Source organism: Acidaminococcus hominis, assembly GCF_022484025.1.
In the GTDB taxonomy this organism is placed as follows: domain Bacteria; phylum Bacillota; class Negativicutes; order Acidaminococcales; family Acidaminococcaceae; genus Acidaminococcus; species Acidaminococcus hominis.
This window is the reverse complement of sequence record NZ_JAKVMG010000001.1, coordinates 533308-553054: the sequence shown is the minus strand read 5'-3', so window position 1 is coordinate 553054 and position 19747 is coordinate 533308. Positions and strand designations below refer to the sequence as shown.

The 19747-nt window shown below is 53.3% G+C and carries 20 protein-coding genes and 1 riboswitch; of the genes, 5 read left to right on the top strand and 15 right to left on the bottom strand.

All coding sequences use genetic code 11. The features are described from left to right. Positions 1-35 precede the first annotated feature (35 nt). From LKE88_RS02610 to LKE88_RS02550, 13 genes are all read right to left on the bottom strand, one after another. Positions 36-965 carry an NAD-dependent epimerase/dehydratase family protein gene (locus LKE88_RS02610; RefSeq protein WP_105325500.1) on the bottom strand — a complete coding sequence of 310 codons (930 nt, stop codon included), beginning with the start codon at positions 963-965 and terminating at the stop codon, positions 36-38. Further along, the gene (locus tag LKE88_RS02605) at positions 962-1966 is read right to left on the bottom strand and encodes a lysylphosphatidylglycerol synthase transmembrane domain-containing protein (RefSeq protein WP_105325501.1); all 1005 of its coding nucleotides are present in this window, start codon (positions 1964-1966) and stop codon (positions 962-964) included. Before LKE88_RS02605 ends, LKE88_RS02610 begins: the two co-directional genes overlap by 4 nt. Positions 1967-2205: 239 nt before the next feature. Then, positions 2206-3189 (bottom strand): ribonuclease HIII, encoded by a 984-nt coding sequence (gene rnhC / locus LKE88_RS02600; protein ID WP_276802663.1) that lies wholly within the window; start codon positions 3187-3189, stop codon positions 2206-2208. A gap of 31 nt (positions 3190-3220) precedes the next feature. After that, the gene (locus LKE88_RS02595) at positions 3221-4132 is read right to left on the bottom strand and encodes an Asp23/Gls24 family envelope stress response protein (protein ID WP_105325503.1); all 912 of its coding nucleotides are present in this window, start codon (positions 4130-4132) and stop codon (positions 3221-3223) included. 19 nt (positions 4133-4151) lie between these two features. Beyond that, a complete protein-coding gene (locus LKE88_RS02590) occupies positions 4152-4985 on the bottom strand; it encodes a PHP domain-containing protein (protein WP_118286948.1) in 834 nt (277 codons plus the stop codon). 191 nt (positions 4986-5176) lie between these two features. Beyond that, positions 5177-5335, bottom strand: coding sequence for a hypothetical protein (locus LKE88_RS02585; protein ID WP_158572329.1), 159 nt, complete (start codon positions 5333-5335; stop codon positions 5177-5179). 195 nt (positions 5336-5530) lie between these two features. Beyond that, positions 5531-6430: a 4-hydroxy-tetrahydrodipicolinate synthase gene (gene dapA / locus LKE88_RS02580; RefSeq protein WP_105325505.1), complete on the bottom strand. Its 900-nt coding sequence runs from the start codon at positions 6428-6430 to the stop codon at positions 5531-5533. Then, complete coding sequence (dapG, locus tag LKE88_RS02575) at positions 6427-7668, bottom strand: aspartate kinase (RefSeq protein WP_105325506.1); 1242 nt, start codon at positions 7666-7668, stop codon at positions 6427-6429. The genes dapA and dapG overlap by 4 nt, the downstream gene beginning before the upstream one ends. A gap of 21 nt (positions 7669-7689) precedes the next feature. Beyond that, positions 7690-8721: an aspartate-semialdehyde dehydrogenase gene (locus tag LKE88_RS02570; RefSeq protein WP_105325507.1), complete on the bottom strand. Its 1032-nt coding sequence runs from the start codon at positions 8719-8721 to the stop codon at positions 7690-7692. Between the two features lie 45 nt (positions 8722-8766). Next, the gene (dapB, locus tag LKE88_RS02565; protein WP_105325508.1) at positions 8767-9537 is read right to left on the bottom strand and encodes a 4-hydroxy-tetrahydrodipicolinate reductase; all 771 of its coding nucleotides are present in this window, start codon (positions 9535-9537) and stop codon (positions 8767-8769) included. A 105-nt stretch (positions 9538-9642) separates the two neighbouring features. After that, positions 9643-9804, bottom strand: a riboswitch (Lysine riboswitch). Between the two features lie 75 nt (positions 9805-9879). After that, a complete protein-coding gene (locus tag LKE88_RS02560; RefSeq protein ID WP_231086282.1) occupies positions 9880-10320 on the bottom strand; it encodes a hypothetical protein in 441 nt (146 codons plus the stop codon). A 13-nt stretch (positions 10321-10333) separates the two neighbouring features. Further along, entirely contained in the window at positions 10334-10783 is a 450-nt protein-coding gene (locus tag LKE88_RS02555; RefSeq protein WP_105325510.1) for a dCTP deaminase/dUTPase family protein, read from the bottom strand. Between the two features lie 2 nt (positions 10784-10785). After that, on the bottom strand, positions 10786-11400 hold the full coding sequence (locus LKE88_RS02550; protein WP_105325511.1) for a hypothetical protein: 615 nt from the start codon (positions 11398-11400) through the stop codon (positions 10786-10788). A gap of 139 nt (positions 11401-11539) precedes the next feature. Here LKE88_RS02550 and LKE88_RS02545 point away from each other — a divergent pair, with 139 nt between their 5' ends. Both LKE88_RS02545 and fba read left to right on the top strand, forming a co-directional pair. Beyond that, a complete protein-coding gene (locus LKE88_RS02545; protein ID WP_231086280.1) occupies positions 11540-12418 on the top strand; it encodes an RluA family pseudouridine synthase in 879 nt (292 codons plus the stop codon). Between the two features lie 34 nt (positions 12419-12452). After that, complete coding sequence (gene fba, locus LKE88_RS02540; protein WP_105325512.1) at positions 12453-13382, top strand: class II fructose-1,6-bisphosphate aldolase; 930 nt, start codon at positions 12453-12455, stop codon at positions 13380-13382. A gap of 128 nt (positions 13383-13510) precedes the next feature. On the opposite strand, the gene LKE88_RS02535 is transcribed toward fba, so the two are convergent. Further along, complete coding sequence (locus tag LKE88_RS02535) at positions 13511-15073, bottom strand: PAS domain-containing protein (protein WP_105325513.1); 1563 nt, start codon at positions 15071-15073, stop codon at positions 13511-13513. Positions 15074-15316: 243 nt separating this feature from the next. Further along, positions 15317-16663, bottom strand: coding sequence for an MATE family efflux transporter (locus LKE88_RS02530; RefSeq protein ID WP_105325514.1), 1347 nt, complete (start codon positions 16661-16663; stop codon positions 15317-15319). A gap of 219 nt (positions 16664-16882) precedes the next feature. On the opposite strand from LKE88_RS02530, the gene LKE88_RS02525 reads away from it, so the two are divergent. The 3 genes from LKE88_RS02525 to LKE88_RS02515 all read left to right on the top strand — a co-directional run bounded on the left by LKE88_RS02525 (position 16883) and on the right by LKE88_RS02515 (position 19328). Continuing rightward, positions 16883-17881 carry an alpha/beta hydrolase gene (locus LKE88_RS02525; protein ID WP_105325515.1) on the top strand — a complete coding sequence of 333 codons (999 nt, stop codon included), beginning with the start codon at positions 16883-16885 and terminating at the stop codon, positions 17879-17881. A gap of 100 nt (positions 17882-17981) precedes the next feature. Beyond that, positions 17982-18188, top strand: coding sequence for a hypothetical protein (locus LKE88_RS02520; protein ID WP_105325516.1), 207 nt, complete (start codon positions 17982-17984; stop codon positions 18186-18188). Between the two features lie 132 nt (positions 18189-18320). Then, positions 18321-19328: an alpha/beta hydrolase fold domain-containing protein gene (locus LKE88_RS02515; RefSeq protein ID WP_105325517.1), complete on the top strand. Its 1008-nt coding sequence runs from the start codon at positions 18321-18323 to the stop codon at positions 19326-19328. Positions 19329-19747: the final 419 nt, after the last annotated feature.

Sequence of the window (19747 nt, the reverse complement as noted above, 5' to 3'; positions counted from 1 at the left end):
AAACCTCCGGATTCCTTCATTCAATTAGTAGCTGATTATTTGCCGTACTGGCGTTGAAAATAGGCCATGGTTTTGGCCAGGCCCTGTTCAAGAGGGGTAAACTCCGTCATGTTGAGTTTTTCTACAATGGCCTGGTGGGACAATACGGAAGCATAAATATCTCCCGGCCGTACGGGTCCGTAGTTTACCTGGAGCTTCTTGCCGGTAACCTTTTCCAGGGCTGCAATCAACTGGTTCAGGCTGACCTCCTGGTTGGTGGAAACGTTAAAGGTACCAGAGCCTTCATAGCCCACTCCCAGTACAATGGCCCGGGCAATATCCCCGGCGTACACAAAGTCCCGGGTCTGGTTCCCGTCCCCAAAAATGGAAACCGCTTCCTGTTTGGCAATCTTTTGGGCGAAGATGCTGATGACGCCGCCTTCGCCAGTTTCACCCTGCCGCTCCCCGTATACATTGGCAAAGCGGAAGATGATGCCTTTGAGGCCAAAAGCCTTTTCGTACAGCCGGATGTACTGCTCCCCAGCCGCCTTGGTGAGCCCATAGAAGGACGTGGGAGCCGGAGCTTCCGTTTCCTTCAGGGGCAGGTTCTGGTTATCCCCGTAAATGGCTGCGCTGGAGGAGAAAATAATCTTCTTCACGCCGCTTTTCCGGCAGCCTTCCAAAAGATGCACCATCCCGGAAATATTAATGGCTTCGTCCAGATCCGGATGGGCCATGGAAAAGGGCACCATGGTCTGGGCCGCCAGATGGATTACCACATCAAACTGCTGTTTCTGGAGAAAGGCTTCAAGTTCTGGGCTGCGGATGTCCAGGACTTCCAAGGGCACGGCAGCGGGAACGTTTTCCTTTTTACCAGTGGACAGATTGTCCAGCACGCATACCTTTTCATACCCCTGCTTCAGCAGCAAGGCAACCACATGGGAGCCAATAAACCCTGCTCCGCCAGTAACCAGAATATTTGTCATGAATCCAGGTTCCTCCTATTGCGAATTTGCGTCAAAATATCCACGCCGAAGTAACGGATGGTGAGCACAGCCCCAATGCTGAAGGGAATGTATTCACAGAAGAAACGCCACAGTACGGCCAGCACCCCGGAGACGCCCGGAGGCAAAATGGGATTAAACAGTACCAAAAAGCCGCCTTCTGCCACGCCGGAACCCCCAGGAGTAGGCGTAAAGTACAGAATCAGGTTGATCAGGCACATCCGGCCCATAATTACGGACAGAGGAATGTGAATGCCAAAGGCCCGGATGAACACCGGTACTACGGAATAAATGAACAGCAAACTCAGACCAGACTCAATAAAGGCCCGGAAAACCTGGAGCGGATGCTGCTGCATCATGAAAATAGCCTGTTGGAAATCCCGGTAGCCCAGGAAAATTGCTTCCTGCACCCGGGTTGAAAACCGTTTGGAGAAACGCACCAGCCAGTGCTCAATCTTGCCCGTTACCACCAGATGCCACAAAAGCCCAGGAGTCAGGATAAAGAACGCACAGACCAGGGCAATTACACTGTTGGGCATCCAGCCAACCAGTTCCGGGTCCAAATAAAACACAATAGGGACCATCAGAAACAGGAACAAAATGGACATTACCGTACGCACAATGATAATCAGCGTGGACTTGGCCACGGGAACCCCAGCCCGTTTCATAAACAGCAGCATGGCAATCCCGCCGCCCCCCTGGCCAGGAGTCAACAGGGCCAGGAAATAGTTGGCGAATACAGCATTGTACACATGGGTATAATCCATTTTCTCGCCCGAAATCTTGGTCAGCGTAATCAGCCGGCTGGCATCGAAGAACAGGCCGATGGACAGGACCAACAAAGCAAGAATGGCATAATAAAATTTAAAGGTGGAAAGATACCGCAGCGCCGAAACATCAAAAGTAAAGTAGATAACCCCAGCCGAAACCAGGACCACTACCACAAACAGAATGCACAGCACGCGAAAAACAGTTTTATTCATTGTACGAAAACCTGCCATTATCTGTATTTAGGGGAAATCCCCTATTTTTGTCATGTTCATTGATTCATCTCTTTATTATACCATAGCTATAGCAGCCAAATGAGAAACAATCGTAAATTTGTTGTCACAACGGAAAATATTTCTATATTTCCGGCAAATATCAAAAGGACGCCCAGCTGTTTGCACACACTTGGCCTCTTTTCTCTTCTCGTTTGCAGGGCATCAAACCTTCCCCACGTCTATTTTCCCAGCACTTCCTTGGCATTGGCAAAATGCAGCTTGGCAAATTCTCCCAGCCGCTCTGCCCCAAACTTTTCCAGCAGTTTCTTTCCCGCTCTGGTAGCCTGGGCACCGCCGCCCTTGGGCAGGGCAAAGCCCGCCGCTTCCGACAGCTGCTGCATCACCTGGACAAACTGGTCCCGGGCCAAAATGGACGCCGCAGCCACCGCCATGTCCTGCTCTCCCCTGGGCTGCTGATACACCGTCAGTCCCGGGAACGCCCCTTCCAGGTCCCGGGTAATGGTATTAACCCGGGTGAACTGGTCCACCAGGGCGAAATGACAGTCCGGGCACTCCTTGAGCACCTTGGCCAGTGCCGTCACGTGCCCGTGGGCCAGCAAATGGTTCAGATTCTGCTTTTGGGCTTTCAACTCTGCATACCGCTGGTTATAGAACTTGGGCCGCAGGGTCAGTACAGAGTACCCTGCCGCATGCTCCCGGATTTTTTCTGCCAGCGTGTGGATTTTGTCGTCCGTCAGGGTCTTGCTGTCCCGAATCCCCCACTCCAGAAACTGCCTGGCGGTTTCTTTCCGCACAGCCACAGCCGCCACTACTAAAGGGCCCAAAAAATCCCCCTTGCCCGACTCGTCGCTGCCGGCCCAATAGCCATCAAAGCCCGGCTTGCCAGCCAGGAGGGTCAGGGTTTCTTCCCGCAGACCGCCCAGTACCGCTTCTTTTGTAGTAGAGCCAACGCTTTTGGGCGTCACCGCATACCCCGACAGGCAGTCCTCACAAACCTGCCGCAGAGGGGACTCCTTGCCGCCCCAGACGATTTTGAGCCCTTTCTTTCCATTATAAAAAGCTACGGTGACAGCCACGCCTTCCTGCTCTATGCGCAGCTGCTGACCGTAGTTGATTTCCTTCTGCTGGACAGGCTCAGCCGTTACCTGCTGCAGTTTTTTCTTCTTGTCTGCCACATAACGGGCAAATTCTTCCGGTGCCATGCACACTCTCCTTATCTGCCCGGTTCCAGGCTTACGGCACAGCCTCGGTCTCCACCTCAATAACAGGTTCCAGATCATCCTCCGCCGCAGGCTTTTCACTATTTTCCGGGTTATCTTCCGGCCGCACCGTCAGGCTGCGCACGGAAACATCAATATTTTTTACCGGCATGGAGGTCATACCCTCCACTTTCAGCTTAATCTTATTCTGCAAGGTTTTCACCACTTCAAAAAGCGGCGCACCAAAGAACAGAATCAGTTCCAAATAGATGGTCATGCCCTTGCTGGTATCCGAAGGGCGGCGCACCTTAATAGACGTGATTCGGTCCACATCTCTGTTCTTTTTTACCACAATCTTCACAATGTCGATGACCACATAGTCCGACACGGAAATCTTCCCATAGTAGCTGAAGGCCGGACGCACAATGGACTTCTCTGCCAAATGGGGCTTATTGCTTTTGTTCCGGTTGAACAATCGGTGGGGCAAATCCACCAGTACCCCGGACAAATGGGGCTTGAGCTCAATGGTGGGCACAGGCACAATGTGCTTGCCCTCCTTCAGGCGCATTTCCCGGGCCTTTTTCATTTCCCGGCCTGTGGCAATGTCTTGGATATACACGTACTCCGCCGGTGCCGGAATAGCCAGACGCTTGCAGATGGTCCGCACCATCTTGTCCGAAGTGCCGATAACCAGCAGCGTATCTATATCGCTGGCCGTCAGGGCGTGTTTTACCTCGTCCCGGTGGTCATCTTCCATAAAGATGGCCCGTTTCACGGCCTGTACCTTATTCTGTTCCGTTTTGGCCGACTTGCCTGCCAAAATCTTGGTGCCTTCAATCAGCAGCCCATCATCGATGATGCCATTGCAGCCATGGTCGTGGGCTACCCCGATGGCCCGGTAGCTTTTCCCGGTACCGCTGGGGCCTACAAACGCAATCACTTTCATTTGCCGCACCCGCTTTATTTTAGTGGTTTTTGGCGTTAATTACGCCAGCAATATTTTCGTACTGAATGGGGAATTCTCCCAAACGATTGGGGAACCGGTCAGGATTCCCGTGCAGATCGCTGCCGCCGCTGGGCAAAAGACCCTGCTCCTTGGCAATGGACAGCCAATCGTGCTTTACCCGTTCCTTCAGGGTAGAAGGGTGCCAGACTTCCATCCCGTCAAAGGGCACTTCCGAAAGCAGCTGGAGCACCAGCTTCACATTCTTGATTTCCGCCGGATGGGCCAGCACTGCAATGCCCCCCGCTTCGTGAATCAGCTGTACAGCTTCCTTGGGGCTCATTTTCACCTGGCGGCAGTAGGCCGGCTTTCCCTCGGCAATCAGCGCATCAAACACCGCGCCCACCGTGGGAAACAGCCCTTTCTTGACCAGCACCCTGGCAATATGCGGCCGGCCCAGGCTCTTGGAGCCGGCAGCCTCGTCCCGCACCTCCGACAGGGTCAGGGGATAGCCCAGACTGTTGATTTTGTCTATGATCCGGCTGACCCGGTCAATCCGCCCCACCCGGTTCCAGGCCATGGCCTGAAGCAGAGGCTTATAGTCCGGGCGAAAATGGTAGCCCAGCACATGGACGTCCCGTCCATAATAATTGGTATCTATCTCCACTCCCCGGAGCAGTTCCAAGGTATAGCCTTTTTCCTGGATATAGGAATTAGCCGGCCCAAACGCCTGGATATTGTCATGGTCCGTAATGGCAATGGTGTGCATTCCTGTTTCCACCGCCTGGTCCACAATCTCCTGGGGGGTATAAATTCCGTCTGAAAACGTTGTATGAATATGCAAATCAGCTAGCATAATAATTCTCCTCTTTGATTATGCCTCTATTATACCAGTTTGCAGCCGAAAAAGGTACCGTGGGAGCGGAAGACCTCCCTGCTCCATAAAGTACGGCCAGGCCCTATTCACGAAAAAAGCTTCAGGCAGCACGCTGCTTGAAGCTTTTTTCTGCATCCGAACCTTTTCCACACTTCCGTTCAGGACCCTTGCTAAGTCCGGGAACGGCCAAACTCCACCAGGAGGGCGATGCCCATCAGGCCTGCTGCGGCCATGGTCATCAGCGACCCGGTGATAAAACTCCGGTACAGGGCAAAGAAGAACACGATCAGCAAGGCTTTGCGAAAATCTAGCTGTAACAAATGTTTCATAAATTTTAGTCTCCTCTTTTAGCCAATGCATCCGATATCTTTTCTGTAACCATTTTCCTCTAAAAATGTCCGCTTGTCAAGAGTCCAATTACACGGTTTGCACGCCCAAAAGACCTGCCAGGGTTTCCCCCAGCAGGTCCGGGTACTGCATGTGGTTTTGGTCAAACGCAAACTTATGTGGTGCAGCCCTTGCTGTTACAGCAGGCCACTTTCTTTCCAGGCAGCCGTTACCTTGGCCCGTTCTGCGTCCGTCATCGGGCACAGGGGCAGGCGGTACGGACCGGCATTAAAGGGAGTCATTTTGGTAACCGCTTCCTTGATGGGAATGGGGTTGCTTACCAGGAACATGGATCTGGCCTGGGGAATCATCTTGGCATTCAAATCCCGGGCCTTTTGTACTTCGCCCTTTTCGTAGCTGGTCATCAGGTCCTGGAGCAGTTCTCCGCCTACGTTGCTGAGTACGGAGATGAGGCCCACAGCCCCTACGCTCATCAGCGGCAGGATTAAACCGTCATCACCGCTGTAGATGGAGAAATCTTCCGGAGCAATACGGTACAGTTCTGCCACCTGGCTGACATTGCCGGAAGCTTCCTTTACTGCCACAATGTTGGAGCATTCCCGGGCCAACCGGTTGATGGTCTCCGGCAGAATGTTGGTGCCGGTACGGCCGGGCACGTTGTAGATGATAATCGGCAGTTTGGTATGCTCTGCAATGGTCTTAAAATGCTGGTAAAAACCTTCCTGGGACGGTTTGTTGTAGTACGGTCCCACCACCAGCACCCCATCGGCGCCTACTTTTTCTGCCAGTTCGTTCATCTTCAGCACATCAGCCGTGTTGTTGGAGCCGGTGCCTACGATTACCGGAGCTTTATGGTTAATCTTGGCAATTACTTTGGTAAACAGTTCTTCCTTTTCTTCCACGGTCATGGTAGGGGCTTCGCCGCTGGTCCCAGAAACCAGGATTGCGTCAGAGCCATGTTCCACCAGCCAGGCAGCAAAGTCCGCTGTGCCGTCAGCATTCAGGGAGCCGTCTTCGTGAAAGAAGGTTACCATGGCCGTCATCAAACGACCAAAGTAGGGTTTTGTTCTAGTCATTCCGCTTCACCTTCCCGAGATTTAAAAGCCTTGTGCAGCGCATTCACAGCAGCATCCACTTGGTCGTCCTTGACAATGGCAGAAATGAGATTGTCAGAATCAGTGGTTTGCAGAATGGGAATCCCTGCATCCGTCAGGGCCAGGATGAACCGGGCCATGATGCCGGGAACCCCGCCCATGTGAGCGCCGACAACCGTTACTTTAGCACAATTTTCGGTTAATGTATAGTTGAAATGCAGGTCATCCAGCACCTTAGCCGCATCTTTGGCTACAGCACTGTAGGTGGCAAACATCAGGGAACTGGGCTGGAGGCTCATGGTGCCGATGCTGACCCCTCTGTGGGCCAGGGTATCGAACAGCTCACTGCCGTTGTGGGTGGCACCCGGTTCCAGTTCTACCTGAAAGAAGGACAGGCCGGTTTTGCTGGCCACGCCGGAAGCATGCTGGCCTTTTACATCGTCCTGCTGCTCCATATCCGGGTTGTTATCTTCTTCCTTGGTAATCAGCGTGCCCGGGGCATCAGAGAACGTGCTCTTGACTACCATGGGCACCCCGTAGCGCATGACGATTTCCACCGCTCTGGGGTGAATTACCTTGGCGCCCTGGTGGGCCATTTCCCGGATTTCATCGTAGGAAATTTGTTTGATAATCTTGGCATCTTTTACTACCCGGGGGTCAGCGGTCATAACGCCGTCCACATCGGTATAGATTTCCACCTTGTCAGCCTTCAGGGCTACCCCGAAAGCGGCTGCAGAGGTATCGCTGCCGCCCCGGCCCAGGGTGGTGATGTTCTTATGGTCTTCGGTTACCCCTTGGAACCCGCAGATAACCGGGATAATGCCCTGCTCAATCAGCTGCAGCAGGTGATCCGGTTCCACCTTACGGATTTTGGCGTTGCCGTATTCGTTATCGGTAATCATGCCTGCCTGGCCGCCAGTCAGGGCTTTGGACTTCAGGCCCGCTTCCTGCAAGGTAGCCGCCATGACTGCGGAGGAAATGATTTCCCCACAAGCCATGAGCAGATCCATTTCGTGATCCTCCGGAGAGGGGTTCACGGATTTCAGCATATTGATCAGCGTATCGGTGGCAAAGGGATCGCCCTTGCGGCCCATGGCAGATACCACTACCACAGGGGAATAGCCATTGCCGATAGCTTCCTTGACTTTGTTCACAACCAGCTCACGGGTGTGAGGAGATGCTACGGACGTTCCTCCGAATTTTTGTACAATGATTTTCATGTCTCTCAGACTCCTCTTTGCTTACAGCCAGCCGTTTTTAACCATGGTCTCTGCAATTTGCAGGGTGTTCAGGGCAGCGCCCTTACGAATCTGGTCCCCTACGCACCAGAAGTTGAAGCTATTGGCAGCGGATTCGTCCCGTCTCAGACGGCCTACATACACATCGTTCAGGCCGGAAGTGTAGAGGGGCATAGGATATACCTGCTGGGAAGGATCGTCCTGCAGCACAACGCCGGGGAAATTGGCCAAAGCCTTGCGGATTTCAGCCAGGTCCACATCGTGTTCCAGTTCCACGTTGACGGATTCGCTGTGGCTTCTGTACACAGGTACCCGAACGGTAGTAGCCGTTACCCGCATTTCCGGATCGGAGAAGATTTTCTTGGTTTCGTTGACCATCTTCATTTCTTCCTTGGTGTACAGGTTATCCAGGAATACGTCGATTTGCGGAATCAGGTTCAGGGCCAGAGGATAATGTTTCGGCATGCCAGCGCTGGGGAAAATATGTGCTTCCATTTCTTTGCCGGCAGCAGCTTCCTGAATCTGGCGTTCCAGTTCGTCCAGGCCGTCTTTGCCGGCGCCGGAAGCAGCCTGGTAGGTGGAAACGATGATCCGTTTGATCCGAGCCAGGTCATAGATGGGTTTCAGGGCCATCACCATGATAATGGTGGAGCAGTTGGGGTTGGCAATGATGCCGTGATGTTTTTGGATGTCCTGGGGGTTTACTTCCGGAACAATCAGAGGCACATCCGGGTCCATCCGATAGGTGCTGGAGTTGTCGATAACCACAGCGCCGGCTTTTACAGCGATAGGAGCAAATTCCTTGCTGATGGAGCCGCCGGCAAACAGAGCCACGTCAATGCCGTTAAAGGAATCAGCCTTGGCTTCTTCCACTTTATAGGTTTTGCCCCGAACGGTCAGTTCCTTGCCAGCAGAGCGGGCAGAAGCCAGCAGCTTCAGGTTGGCAAACGGGAAATCCCGTTCGTTCAGCAGATTGATAAATTCTTGACCTACGGCACCCGTAGCGCCCAAAATTGCCAAATTGTATTGTTTCATGATGTGTACCCCTTTCTATTTCCCTAGCGATTGTTTTTAGATATGTTATAAAATGGCGTCCAGTCCGTAGACAAGACCTTTTTTGTTAACCATGGTACGGCAGCCCAGCATAACCCCCGGCATATAGCATTCCCGGCTGACAGGATCGTTGCGGACCGTCAGGGTTTCGCCCATGCTGCCGAAGATGATTTCCTGGCTGGCCACAAAGCCCGGCAGGCGAACAGAGTGGATTCTCATGCCTTCGTATTCAGCACCTCTGGCATGGGGCAGCTTTTCCGTTTCATCCGGATTGCCCTGGGCTACAAACCCGCCTCTGGCTTCTGCCAATTTCTGGGCCGTCAGTACGGCGGTACCGGAAGGCGCATCCAGTTTTTGGTCGTGGTGCATTTCGATGATTTCCACTTGGGGGAAATACTTGGCCACTTCCGTGGCGATTTTCATCATCAGCACAGCGCCCATTGCAAAGTTGGGGCAAACCAGCACGCCCACATCATTCTTTTTGGCCAGGGCATCCAGTTCGTCCAAGTTTTCCTTGGTAAAACCGGTGGTGCCCACTACAGCGTTCACTTTAGCGTTCAAGATGGTCCGAAGACTATTCATAACTACATCCGGCCGGGTGAAGTCCACCACTACATCAGGTTTGTGGGCGGCCAGGGCAGCTGCCAGATCGGTATCCACCGGCGTGCCTTCCACGGTTTTGCCTTCCCCGAATACATCTACAGCGCCTACCAGTTCCATATCGCTTTGTTTCAGTACCGTTTGGACAACCGTATGACCCATCTTACCCAATGCACCGTTTACCAATACTTTTACCATGAAGCCATCTCTCCTTTTGTCCTAAAAAAATAAGTCATTGAGCGAGCCCAATGACTTATAGAAATAGAAGCGTTCCTTTTGCCAGGAAGCTCTTGTTCATTCCACATCATTGATAGCTCTCCACCCTAAGGCGACAGTCTGCAGATTCTTGATCTGCAGCCCAGCACGGCCATGTACCCACGGTCCTGCTTCGGCGGTTGGCCTTTCATTTTCCTCTTTGGTGTCCCTCAGAAAACTACTGATCGTTTCCGCGCCTCTATCACTTGTAAATTTTATGGTTTTAGTATAGGCATTCTGCGCCGAAATGTCAACCGATTTGAGCAAATTTCGTCACTTTTTGCCTTATTTAATGTTTTTTCGTAAATCTGCCATGCACCGGCTGAACAAATTTGTTAATTCCGGTACAAATTGCTGGGAATATACGGTAGCCCCGATTCCTGCCCGTTTGGCAAAGACCTGGCGTACCTGGGGCAGGCTCAGCCCTTCATAGGCGTGGAGGGCCTCACACATTTCCTCATAATTGGCCCCGTAGCTGTAGTCCGGGGTAGCTTCCATCTGTTTGCCCAGGGTCAGGTAAAAATCGTTCCATTCTTCCAGGCTGTAGGTCTGGCCCACCATTTTGGCGCAGCTTTGCACCAGATGGGCCTTCACGTACATATATTCCCGCAGGGCTGTTACCCTGGCTTCCGGGAACAGCTTGAACCATTCATAAATATGGTAGCCGGCCCAGTCGCCGATGGTATCCACCGCATCCGCCATTTTCTTCCATTTATTGTCGCTCATTGCGCATCGCTCCTTATTTGGTGCTGCCAAAGCCGCCGCTGCGCTCCTGTTTGGGGGTGGCGCCGTCCTGGTCAGCCAACAGATATTGATAGAAAATCCCCTGGGCCACCCGTTCGCCCTTTTGCAGAGTCACGTCCTCGTCGCTGTCATTGTACAGTGCCAGCAGCATATGACCCTCGTTGTCCGGGTTGTTGTAGTAGTCCGCATCTACAATCCCTTCATTATTTACCAGGCGCAAATGGCGTTTTACAGCCATGCTGGAGCGAATGTGGATACCCAGGTATTCGTTGTCCTGCATATACGCCTTGATTCCCGTAGGCACCAGCTTCTGGGTATGGGCCGGAATGGTGACTTCTTCCGGCAGATAGATGTCGTAGCCGGCGCTGCGGCTGGTTTGTCTGCTGGGCAGGGGGAAATCCATATTTTGATAGGAAGTAATTTTTTCAAAGCCTCTGATTTTCATAGTTAGTTGGTTCCTTTCTGGGTTTTCTTCACGGGTACAACCTTTGCTTTTGCAGCCTTAGGCTTGGTTGCCTTGCCCACCCGGAGTGCAGGAGAACTGGAAGCCTTCTTCACCTTCAGCCGCTTGCCCTTTTCCCCGGGCTTTACCCGCCCTACAGTCAAGGGGTGGCTTTTTTGGATTTTCCAGGCCTTCACTTCCTGGTTCAGCTGTGCCACAAAGGTCCTGGCCGGAATGGGAGAGAACTCCTCCTGGAGCTTTCTGGACTCCAAGGTCTTGCCCTTTTCCGATACCACTTTGATCTGGTCAATTTTATAGGTGTTTTGGACCGAATTCAGTGTTACAATAAGCTCACAACCGGCCGCTGTATCGTTTTCCTTCAGTTTTTTGGCAAAGTGGTCGTTAAGAATGCGCAAAAACGCCTTGTCCTTAAATACCGCCTTGGTGGAAGCCTGGGTCAGGTCCGCTTCCTTGCCCACCGGTTTAAGGGAAGCTGCGTCCACATAGTAAGCCCCGGACTTGTTTTCGCCCAGGAGGTTCCAATCTGCGTCTTTTGCCAAAGCCTGGCTGCTGAAAAGCGTACAGCCCAGCACCGCCAAGGCCAATATCTTCTTGTTCATTTAATATCCCCATTCCTGCGTGGATTGCGTATTATTGGTGTAGATAGCCGTACAGCCAAAAAGCCTGTACGTTCTTTCCACCCGTTCATCTTAACTGATGTTTCCCCCATAGTCAACACTTGCCCCAAGGAGGTTCCCTTTGCCCAGTCTAACCCTTAGCCCTGAAAAGTCCCCCCTACGCCTGAAGACCCTGCTGCTCCAGTGGGGTATGAGCCAGCAATATTGGAAGAAATGTAAGGAAGCCGGCGTCCTGAAGGTTAACGGCGCTCCCACGTCCTGGGACCTGCTGCTGAGCCCCGGCGACACCGTCACCTGGGAATTTCTTCCCGAGACCTCCGCCGTGGAGCCCGAGCCCGCGGCTCTAGACATCGTCTACGAAGATGACGTGCTGCTGGCGGTAAACAAGCCTGCCGGTCTGGTAACCCACAATTCCAGTCCTGACCCCCAGCCGGCCCTGAGCCGCCGGGTAGCCTGGTATTACCAGACTCACCAGATTCCCGCCGCCATCCACCCGGTCTCCCGCCTGGACCGGGAAACCTCCGGCCTGGTGCTTTTTGCCAAAAACGCCTGCATCCACCATATGCTCAGCCAGCAGAAGCTCCGCAAAGAATACTGGGGTCTTACCACAGGCCATTGGGACCCGCCCAAGGGCTGCCTGAATGGCCCCATTGCCCGGGCTCCCGGCTCCATTATCCGCCGCCAGGTGGACCCCAGCGGCGCCCCGGCCGTTACCCATTACCAGGTCCTTGAGACCTTTGGGGACTATGACCTGGTCCAGTTTACCCTGGAAACCGGCCGCACCCACCAGATACGGGTCCACTGCGCCCACGCCGGCCATCCCCTGGCAGGCGACCACCTGTACGGTCCCCCGGGGCCCCAGAGCCGCCACCTGCTCCACGCAAAAACCCTGGAGCTTATACACCCCCTGACCAGGGCGCCCCTGCGGATTACCGCGCCCCTGCCTGCCGACTTTTTGGCCTACATTCAGCAGGGAAAATTTTCCCCAGGTATGGTATAATGAGTACCGTAGAAAAAATCTAGGAGGGTCAAATATGCCATTAGTAACTTCTAAAGAAATGTTCAAAAAAGCCTATGAAGGCCATTATGCTGTAGGCGCTTTTAACGTCAATAACATGGAAATTATCCAAGGTATTGTAGACGCAGCCAAAGAGGAAGAATCTCCCCTGATCCTGCAAGTTTCCGCCGGCGCCCGCAAATATGCCAAACACGCCTACCTGCTGAGCCTGGTACAGGCTGCTGTAGAAGACACCAACCTGCCCATCGTGCTCCACCTGGACCACGGCGCTGATTTCGATATCTGCAAAGCCTGCGTAGACGGCGGCTTCACCTCCGTAATGATCGACGGCTCCAAATATCCCTTCGAAGAAAACATCGAACTGACCAAACGGGTAGTAGATTATGCCCACAACAAAGGCGTTGTAGTAGAAGCTGAGCTGGGCAAACTGGCCGGCGTAGAAGATGCCGTCAAGGTCAACACCAAAGACGCCACCTACACCGATCCGGACCAGGCTGTAGAATTCGTAGAACGCACCGGCGTTGACTCCCTGGCCATCGCCATCGGCACCAGCCACGGCGCCTACAAATTTAAAGGCAAACCCGAACTGGACTTTGCCCGTCTGGAAAAAATCACCAACCTGCTGCCCGGCTTCCCCCTGGTACTCCATGGTGCTTCCACCGTACTGCCTGAATTCGTGGCAAAATGCAACGAATTTGGCGGCAAAATCGAAGGCGCACAGGGCTGCCCGGAAGATATGCTGAAAAAAGCCGGCACCTTCGGCGTCTGCAAAATCAACATCGATACTGACCTGCGTCTGGCCATGACCGCTTCCATCCGCCAATACCTGGCAGAACATCCGGAAGACTTCGATCCCCGTTCCTACCTGGGCAAGGGCCGCGAAGCCATCAAACAAATGGTTGCCCACAAGATGAAGGACGTACTGAACTCCTCCCATAGACTGTAAGAGCAGCCCGACAGGCGCAGCTGCCTGCCACCCTTAATAATCCCAACACAATGCACAAAAATGACTTGTGAACTCCCCCCCATAGGAGCCGCAAGTCATTTTTTGTTTTCCCCTTTTCTATTTCCCGCTTATTGGTGTCTTCGAATCTCTGCCCGTACCTTTTCCAGCAGTTCTTCCGGTACAAAGCCGCCCCGCTGCGCCACCATTTGCAGCGTTACAAACCGCCCCACCGCCGCAAAGGTAATGGGATTTTGCATCTTCTTGAACATGGGGTTCAGCGTGACGAAATAGTCCTTCAGATACGGGTACTTATCCATCAGCCCCGCCATGGTAATGGACAGGTCCACTGTTTCCGCCGGATCCTGCTGGGCAGCCCCCGCTGCCTCTTTTGCTTCCGGCTTCTCCTGCTCCCCAGGAGTTTTCTCTGCTTTATGGGAAGACGGCACCGCCTCCACCAGGTCCCCTTCGAAATCCTTTTTCAGTGGGGCAATGTTCTGCATGGTTTCCAGGATGCCCCGGAACTTGCCGCTTTCGTCTCGCACGGCAATGTAGTTCACGTGAACCAGCATTCCCTTCTTCCGCAGGGAGAACTCGATTTTATCCTTTTGCCCGGTGCGCAGCAGCTCCACCACCTTGTTCACCACCGGCAGCACCGAACGGGGATGGCAGTTCTGCATGACCCGGCCGATTACCCCGGCGCTCCGGTCAAAGATTCTCTCCTTGGAATCCGAGTAGAACTTTACAATGTCGTTTTCATCGGTGAAGGTCAGGTCAATGGGCAAATGCCGGTAGATTAAATTGATCTGCTCCAGGGTCAACTGCCCATTGGCCACGTCCAGGAATTCCTGGGCCGATTTCCCCACCTGGTACTTTTGCAGCAGTGCGTCCAGTTCCCCCATAAAGCCCTGAGGCACCGCTGCACCCTGCACCTGGGGCTGGGCCTTTTCCGGCAGAAAGCCCATCGGTTCCGGGATGTTGGCAAAGCCCACTTCTTCCTCCCCAATGCGCATTTTCCGGAAGTCCCCCTCCGTCAGCACCCGGAGCGCCGTAGGAAACAGAATGGTTTCCTCTTTCCCCATAATATCCCGGAGGTCGGCCACCACTTCTGGCTGAAAGGCCAGAAATTCTGTCTCATTCCCCTGCTGCAGCAGGCGGCTGCCCTTCAGGATTTTGTCCCTGACCGCATCGTCAAAGGCCCACATCACGGCGGTGGGACGGTCAAATCCCGCCTTTTCCAGGAAAGGAAACAGTTGGTTGTGCTTCCGGGTAATGTGTTTGATATACGCCAGCAGCTTGTCGTATACCTCCAGCCAGGGGTTCTTGATGAACTTGTCTTTCTGCAGCAGGGCTTCCGCCTGGGCCAGTACCGGCTCCAGCGCCCGGTTTTCGTCCAGATAGCTTTTTACCGGGTGCCCCTCCGGCAGGCTGTCCAGCTTCCGCACCTGCAAGACCGGTTCAAATAGCCGGAGCAGGTCGTCCATCCGGTCCTGCATATCCTGGTCCGTGACCCCTTCTTCCTTCAGCTGCTGCTCCCCATAGGCGAACTCTTCCGGCGTCACCACCGGAAACCGCTGCACCAGAAGCTCACGGGCCTCCTCAAAAGACAGCTTGCCGCTGAAATAGTCCCTTTTCAGCTGAACCAGGGCCTTGCATTTTTCTATATCTACTTGGAAAGTTTTGGGATTTGCCATAGAAATTTCCTTTCTTAACTGCATACATCGATTTACCGCTGTACCTTACAGCCTTCTGTATAATTTTAGTATACATATAAGGGCGAAAGAAGTATGTTGTTTTTACAACATTGCAGCAGAATTTGAAAAGAAAATCTACCCGTGCCATAGAGGCTGCCGAAGAAAGTCTTCTAAACTTCCCATAAGAAAACTCCCCGCCATTTTCCTTTTGGAGGGGAGTTGTTGCCAAGCTATTATTTTTTCTCAGGCTTCCACCGTCTTCAGTGGCAACACCTTTCTTCTTATGCTGTAGTAGCACACCGCCAGCGCTCCGCTGGTGAGGATCCAGCTGATGGGGTACACCACCAACAGGCAGAAATACGTATGGTAACGGGGGAATACCAAAAACAGCCACAACAGCCGCACGCCGCAGACGAAAATGGCACACATAGCCGCCGGCACGGAAGAATACCCCAGCCCCCGCAGGGACCCGGAATACACTTCAATCATAATGTTGAACACTTCAAAGGGCAGCACGTAGATTAACCGCACCTGCGCCAGTTCGATGATGGTCTGGCTGGTGGTGTACAGTGCCGCAAACGGCACCCGGAATACCAGCAGCAGCCCCACAAAGCCCATGGAAATCACTTCCGCCAGAATCATGGCCACCCGGGTGGACTTCCGGCACCGGGCGTAGTTCCCTGCCCCGAAATTCTGCCCGTTGAAGGTAACCGCCGCCTGGTTGAAGCTGTTCATCAGGTAGAAGGCAAAAATCTCCGCATTGACCCCAATGGTGGAGGCCGCAATAATGTCTGCCCCCAACTGGTTGAACCCAGTCTGGATTACCACATTGGCCGCATTGAACATGGCCCCCTGAATGGCCGCCGGAATCCCAATCCGCAGAATCTCCCGGAGCATGGGCATATCCAGCCGCACCCAGGACAGCCGCACCTGAACCATATTCTTTTCCGACCGGAGAAAGTGCAGGAGCAGCAGCGCCCCTACCCCGTTGGCCAGCACCGTAGCAATGGCCACCCCGGCCACCGACAGCCCGCAGCCGATAACGAAGAACAAGTTCAGCACCACATTCAGTGCCCCGGAAAACAGCAGGCAGTACAGGGGCCTTTTGGTGTCCCCGTTGGCCCGCATAATGGCCGATTCAAAGTTGTACAGCATGATGAAAATGGACCCCAGGGTATAGATTCTCAGGTAGCTTACCGCCAGATCCATGATTTCCGCCGGCGTCCCCATGGCCACCAGCAGCGGCTCCGCCGTAAAGTACCCAAATAGGGTCATCAATAGCCCGCTAAGCAGCGCCAGAGCCAAGGACGTATGCACTGCCTGGGTTACCTTGGCCTGATTCCGGGCTCCAATGTTCTGGGCCGTCAGCACATTGGCCCCAATGGCCAGTCCCGTAAAAATCGTAATATACAAATTCACCACCGAACTGGTGCTGCCCACCGCTGCCAAAGCATTGCTGCTGGCAAACCGTCCCACCACAATCACGTCCGTGGAGTTGAACAGCTGCTCCAGCATGGTGGTAGCCGCCAGGGGCAGGGCAAATAACAGAATCTGCTTCCACAGATTCCCTTTCCGAATTCCGTCACTCATCTCGTTCACACTTTCCTAGACAATTTTCTGTACTCTACTATTATAGTAGAAATCAAAGCATTTACAACTGCCCCTTCTGCATAGCACCGATAGCTTTTGCGTATAGTCCAGGATAGCCAGATTCTATCAGCTTTTTGCCTTCACACTCTTGCCTTAGAGCCGGGTTCCAGGTTTATAATAAAAATAATCTATCTTGTTTGTACCAAAGGAGGTACCCCAATGCATACCAAATTGCGTCAAGTCATCACCGCCAGCATCTTAGGCTTCAGCCTTTTTGCCGGCTCCCTTTCCGTTTACGCTGCTCCAGCCTGGAGCCTGAACCAACCCGGCGTCAAAATTGAAGAAAACACCGCCAAACAGGCCTACGTGGCCAAGCGCATGGATGCCTATTTCCATCCCGCCCAAAAGCCCGCAGACTTTGCTGCCCCCGACGGCTGGACCTACACCAAATACCAGGCCCAAAACGTTACCCTGGAAAAATTAACCAATCCCAAAGGCGACGCCAACCGTACCGTCCTGCAGCTCCATGGCGGCGGCTACGTGGTTCCCCTGCACAACGGCTACAAGAACCTGGCCGTACGCCAGGCCGTACTGGCAGACGCCAAAGACACCTATATGGTGAACTATCGCCTGGCACCCCAGAATCCGTACCCCGCAGCCCTGGAAGATGCCTTGACCGCCTACAAATCCGTACTGGCCCAAGGCACCAAGCCCCAGCAGATTGTCCTTTTTGGTGATTCCGCCGGCGGCAACCTGGCTCTGGCCCTGGCTGTAAAATTAAAGGAAGAAAAACTGCCCCAGCCCGGCCTGCTGGTGCTGGATTCCCCCTGGGCCACCTTCGAAACCCAATCCGCTTCCCGCCAGGGTAATGTAAAGAAAGACCTGGTCCTGGGCGAAACCAACCAGAAAATGTTCTACGAAATCAATCACCCCACCTATGCCCCCAAAGGAATGAAGCTTAGCGATCCGCGCCTGTCCCTGGTAAAAGCCGACCTGACCGGCCTGCCTCCTATGCTGATTCAAGCCGGCGCCTACGAACTGTTCCGGGATGACGCCCTGACCCTGGCCCAAAAAGCCGCTGAAGACAATGTGAAAGTCACCCTGACCATCTATCCCAATATGTCCCACGACTTCAATATGTGTATCCCTGAGCTCCAGGAAAGCCTGGATTCCTACGCCGAAATCCAAAGCTTCATCAATCTGAACCTGGCCAAATAAGCAAAAAACCTTAGTAAGGCTGTCTTGAACGTATTCGCACCAGCCCTAAAAGAACACCCCAAGACTGGACCCCAAACTCCAGCTTTGGGGTGTTTTCCTTTTGCTGAGGCAAGCCGGCGGCTATGAACTCTTTCTGGACGACTGTAAAGCCCTGGCCCAAAAAGCCGCTGAAGACAGCGTGAAAGTCACCTTCACCGTGTACCCCAGTATGCCCAACGACTTTGTCAGGAACCTGACGGAGCTCCAGGACAGCATCGATTCCTACGCCGAAATCAGGGACTTGATCAATCTGCAGCTGGAGAGGTGAACCATTCCCAGCCCTAAAATATTCTATAAATTTTATAAATTACTTGGACTCTAACAATTATTAGGCGTATAATAGATACAGAAAATGTGTCCTACAAGTGAATTTTCATAAAAATGTAAAGGAGCTGATTGTATGAATCTCAAATTGCGCAGACTGGCTGCAGCCGGCTTGTTAGGTTTCAGCTTATTTGCCGGTGGTTTTTCCGTCAGTGCCGCCCCCGCCTGGTCCCTGAACCAGCAAGGCGTCCAAATCCAGGATGACAAAGCCAAGCAGGCCTACATCTACAAAGAGATGGATGCCTATTTCAAAGTGGCCGTTACCGGTGCGGAGACTTCCCAATTTTCCGTGCCCGATGGCTGGACCTACACCCCGTTCAAGGTCAAAAAGCTGAATATGGTGAAACTGGAGAACCCCAAAGGCGACCCCAACCGCACCGTACTCCAGGTCCATGGCGGCGGTTACATCGTCCCCCTGAACAACGACTATAAGAACCTGGCCGTACGGCAATCCGTGGTGGCCAATGCCAAGGACACCTACCTGGTGGATTATCGCATTGCTCCCAAAAATCCGTACCCGGCAGCCTTGAACGACATGGTCACCGCCTATAAGACCATTCTGAAACGCGGCACCAATCCCAAAGAGCTGATTCTTTTCGGCGATTCTGCCGGCGGCAACCTGGCTTTGGCCCTGGCCCTGGAACTGAAAAAACAAAACCTGCCCCAACCCGGCCTGCTAGTACTCCCCTCTCCCTGGACCACCATGGAAACCCAGTCCCCGTCCCGTCAGGACAACGTGAAAAAAGACCTGAGCCTGGGAGAAATCAATAAAGGAATGCTGCATGAAATCAACAATCCCAGCTACGCCCCCAAAGGCATGGCCCTGAATGATGTCCGCCTGTCCCCTCTCTACGGCGACCTGACCGGACTGCCTCCCATGCTGATCCAAGCCGGCGGCTATGAACTCTTCCTGGATGACTGCACCAAACTCACCGACAAAGCCGTCAAAGACGGCGTCAAAGTCACCCTGACCGTTTACCCCGGCATGTCCCACGACTTCGCCATGCTCCTGCCCCAGCTCCAGGACAGCCTTGACGCCTACAGAGAAATGCAGGCCTACATTAATTTGAATATGGCAAATTAAAACTTGCAAAACCTTAACACCCCTGAAATGGCTTACGGCCGTTCCAGGGGTGTTTGTTATCATCCACAAAAGACAACACTATTCTTTATAGGCACTTGAATCATTAGATAGTCTAGACGGACCCATACGCCTTTCTAGCGTCAGGCACCTTCCCGCAGTTTCGTGCCCCCTCTGCGCCTTTAATAGCTTTGGAATAGGCGCATCTCCCACGTTTGGTCGAGGAAATCAATTAGGCACCACTATATTTCTAAACTTACTTTTTACTGAGCACAATGTGGGGGGTATATAAGCAGGATTAAGTATATTATTATTGCGTATTTTCTCTAGAAGTTGACCTCGCACGCAAGCGGGCGCAGGTGGCATCCGAAGGATGACGGAGAGTGCTCCTTCTGCGGCCTATGGCCGCTAAAGCTGCAATT

Coding starts and splice junctions, on each gene's coding strand:
- fba (WP_105325512.1), top strand. CDS start 12,453: ATGCCATTAGTAACTTCTAAAGAAATGTTCAAAAAAGCCTATGAAGGC.
- LKE88_RS02550 (WP_105325511.1), bottom strand. CDS start 11,400: ATGAACAAGAAGATATTGGCCTTGGCGGTGCTGGGCTGTACGCTTTTC.
- LKE88_RS02585 (WP_158572329.1), bottom strand. CDS start 5,335: ATGAAACATTTGTTACAGCTAGATTTTCGCAAAGCCTTGCTGATCGTG.
- LKE88_RS02595 (WP_105325503.1), bottom strand. CDS start 4,132: ATGAAAGTGATTGCGTTTGTAGGCCCCAGCGGTACCGGGAAAAGCTAC.
- LKE88_RS02515 (WP_105325517.1), top strand. CDS start 18,321: ATGAATCTCAAATTGCGCAGACTGGCTGCAGCCGGCTTGTTAGGTTTC.
- LKE88_RS02570 (WP_105325507.1), bottom strand. CDS start 8,721: ATGAAACAATACAATTTGGCAATTTTGGGCGCTACGGGTGCCGTAGGT.
- LKE88_RS02535 (WP_105325513.1), bottom strand. CDS start 15,073: ATGGCAAATCCCAAAACTTTCCAAGTAGATATAGAAAAATGCAAGGCC.
- LKE88_RS02610 (WP_105325500.1), bottom strand. CDS start 965: ATGACAAATATTCTGGTTACTGGCGGAGCAGGGTTTATTGGCTCCCAT.
- LKE88_RS02525 (WP_105325515.1), top strand. CDS start 16,883: ATGCATACCAAATTGCGTCAAGTCATCACCGCCAGCATCTTAGGCTTC.
- rnhC (WP_276802663.1), bottom strand. CDS start 3,189: ATGGCACCGGAAGAATTTGCCCGTTATGTGGCAGACAAGAAGAAAAAA.
- dapG (WP_105325506.1), bottom strand. CDS start 7,668: ATGAAAATCATTGTACAAAAATTCGGAGGAACGTCCGTAGCATCTCCT.
- LKE88_RS02530 (WP_105325514.1), bottom strand. CDS start 16,663: ATGAGTGACGGAATTCGGAAAGGGAATCTGTGGAAGCAGATTCTGTTA.
- LKE88_RS02590 (WP_118286948.1), bottom strand. CDS start 4,985: ATGCTAGCTGATTTGCATATTCATACAACGTTTTCAGACGGAATTTAT.
- LKE88_RS02555 (WP_105325510.1), bottom strand. CDS start 10,783: ATGAAAATCAGAGGCTTTGAAAAAATTACTTCCTATCAAAATATGGAT.
- dapA (WP_105325505.1), bottom strand. CDS start 6,430: ATGACTAGAACAAAACCCTACTTTGGTCGTTTGATGACGGCCATGGTA.
- dapB (WP_105325508.1), bottom strand. CDS start 9,537: ATGGTAAAAGTATTGGTAAACGGTGCATTGGGTAAGATGGGTCATACG.
- LKE88_RS02560 (WP_231086282.1), bottom strand. CDS start 10,320: ATGAGCGACAATAAATGGAAGAAAATGGCGGATGCGGTGGATACCATC.
- LKE88_RS02605 (WP_105325501.1), bottom strand. CDS start 1,966: ATGAATAAAACTGTTTTTCGCGTGCTGTGCATTCTGTTTGTGGTAGTG.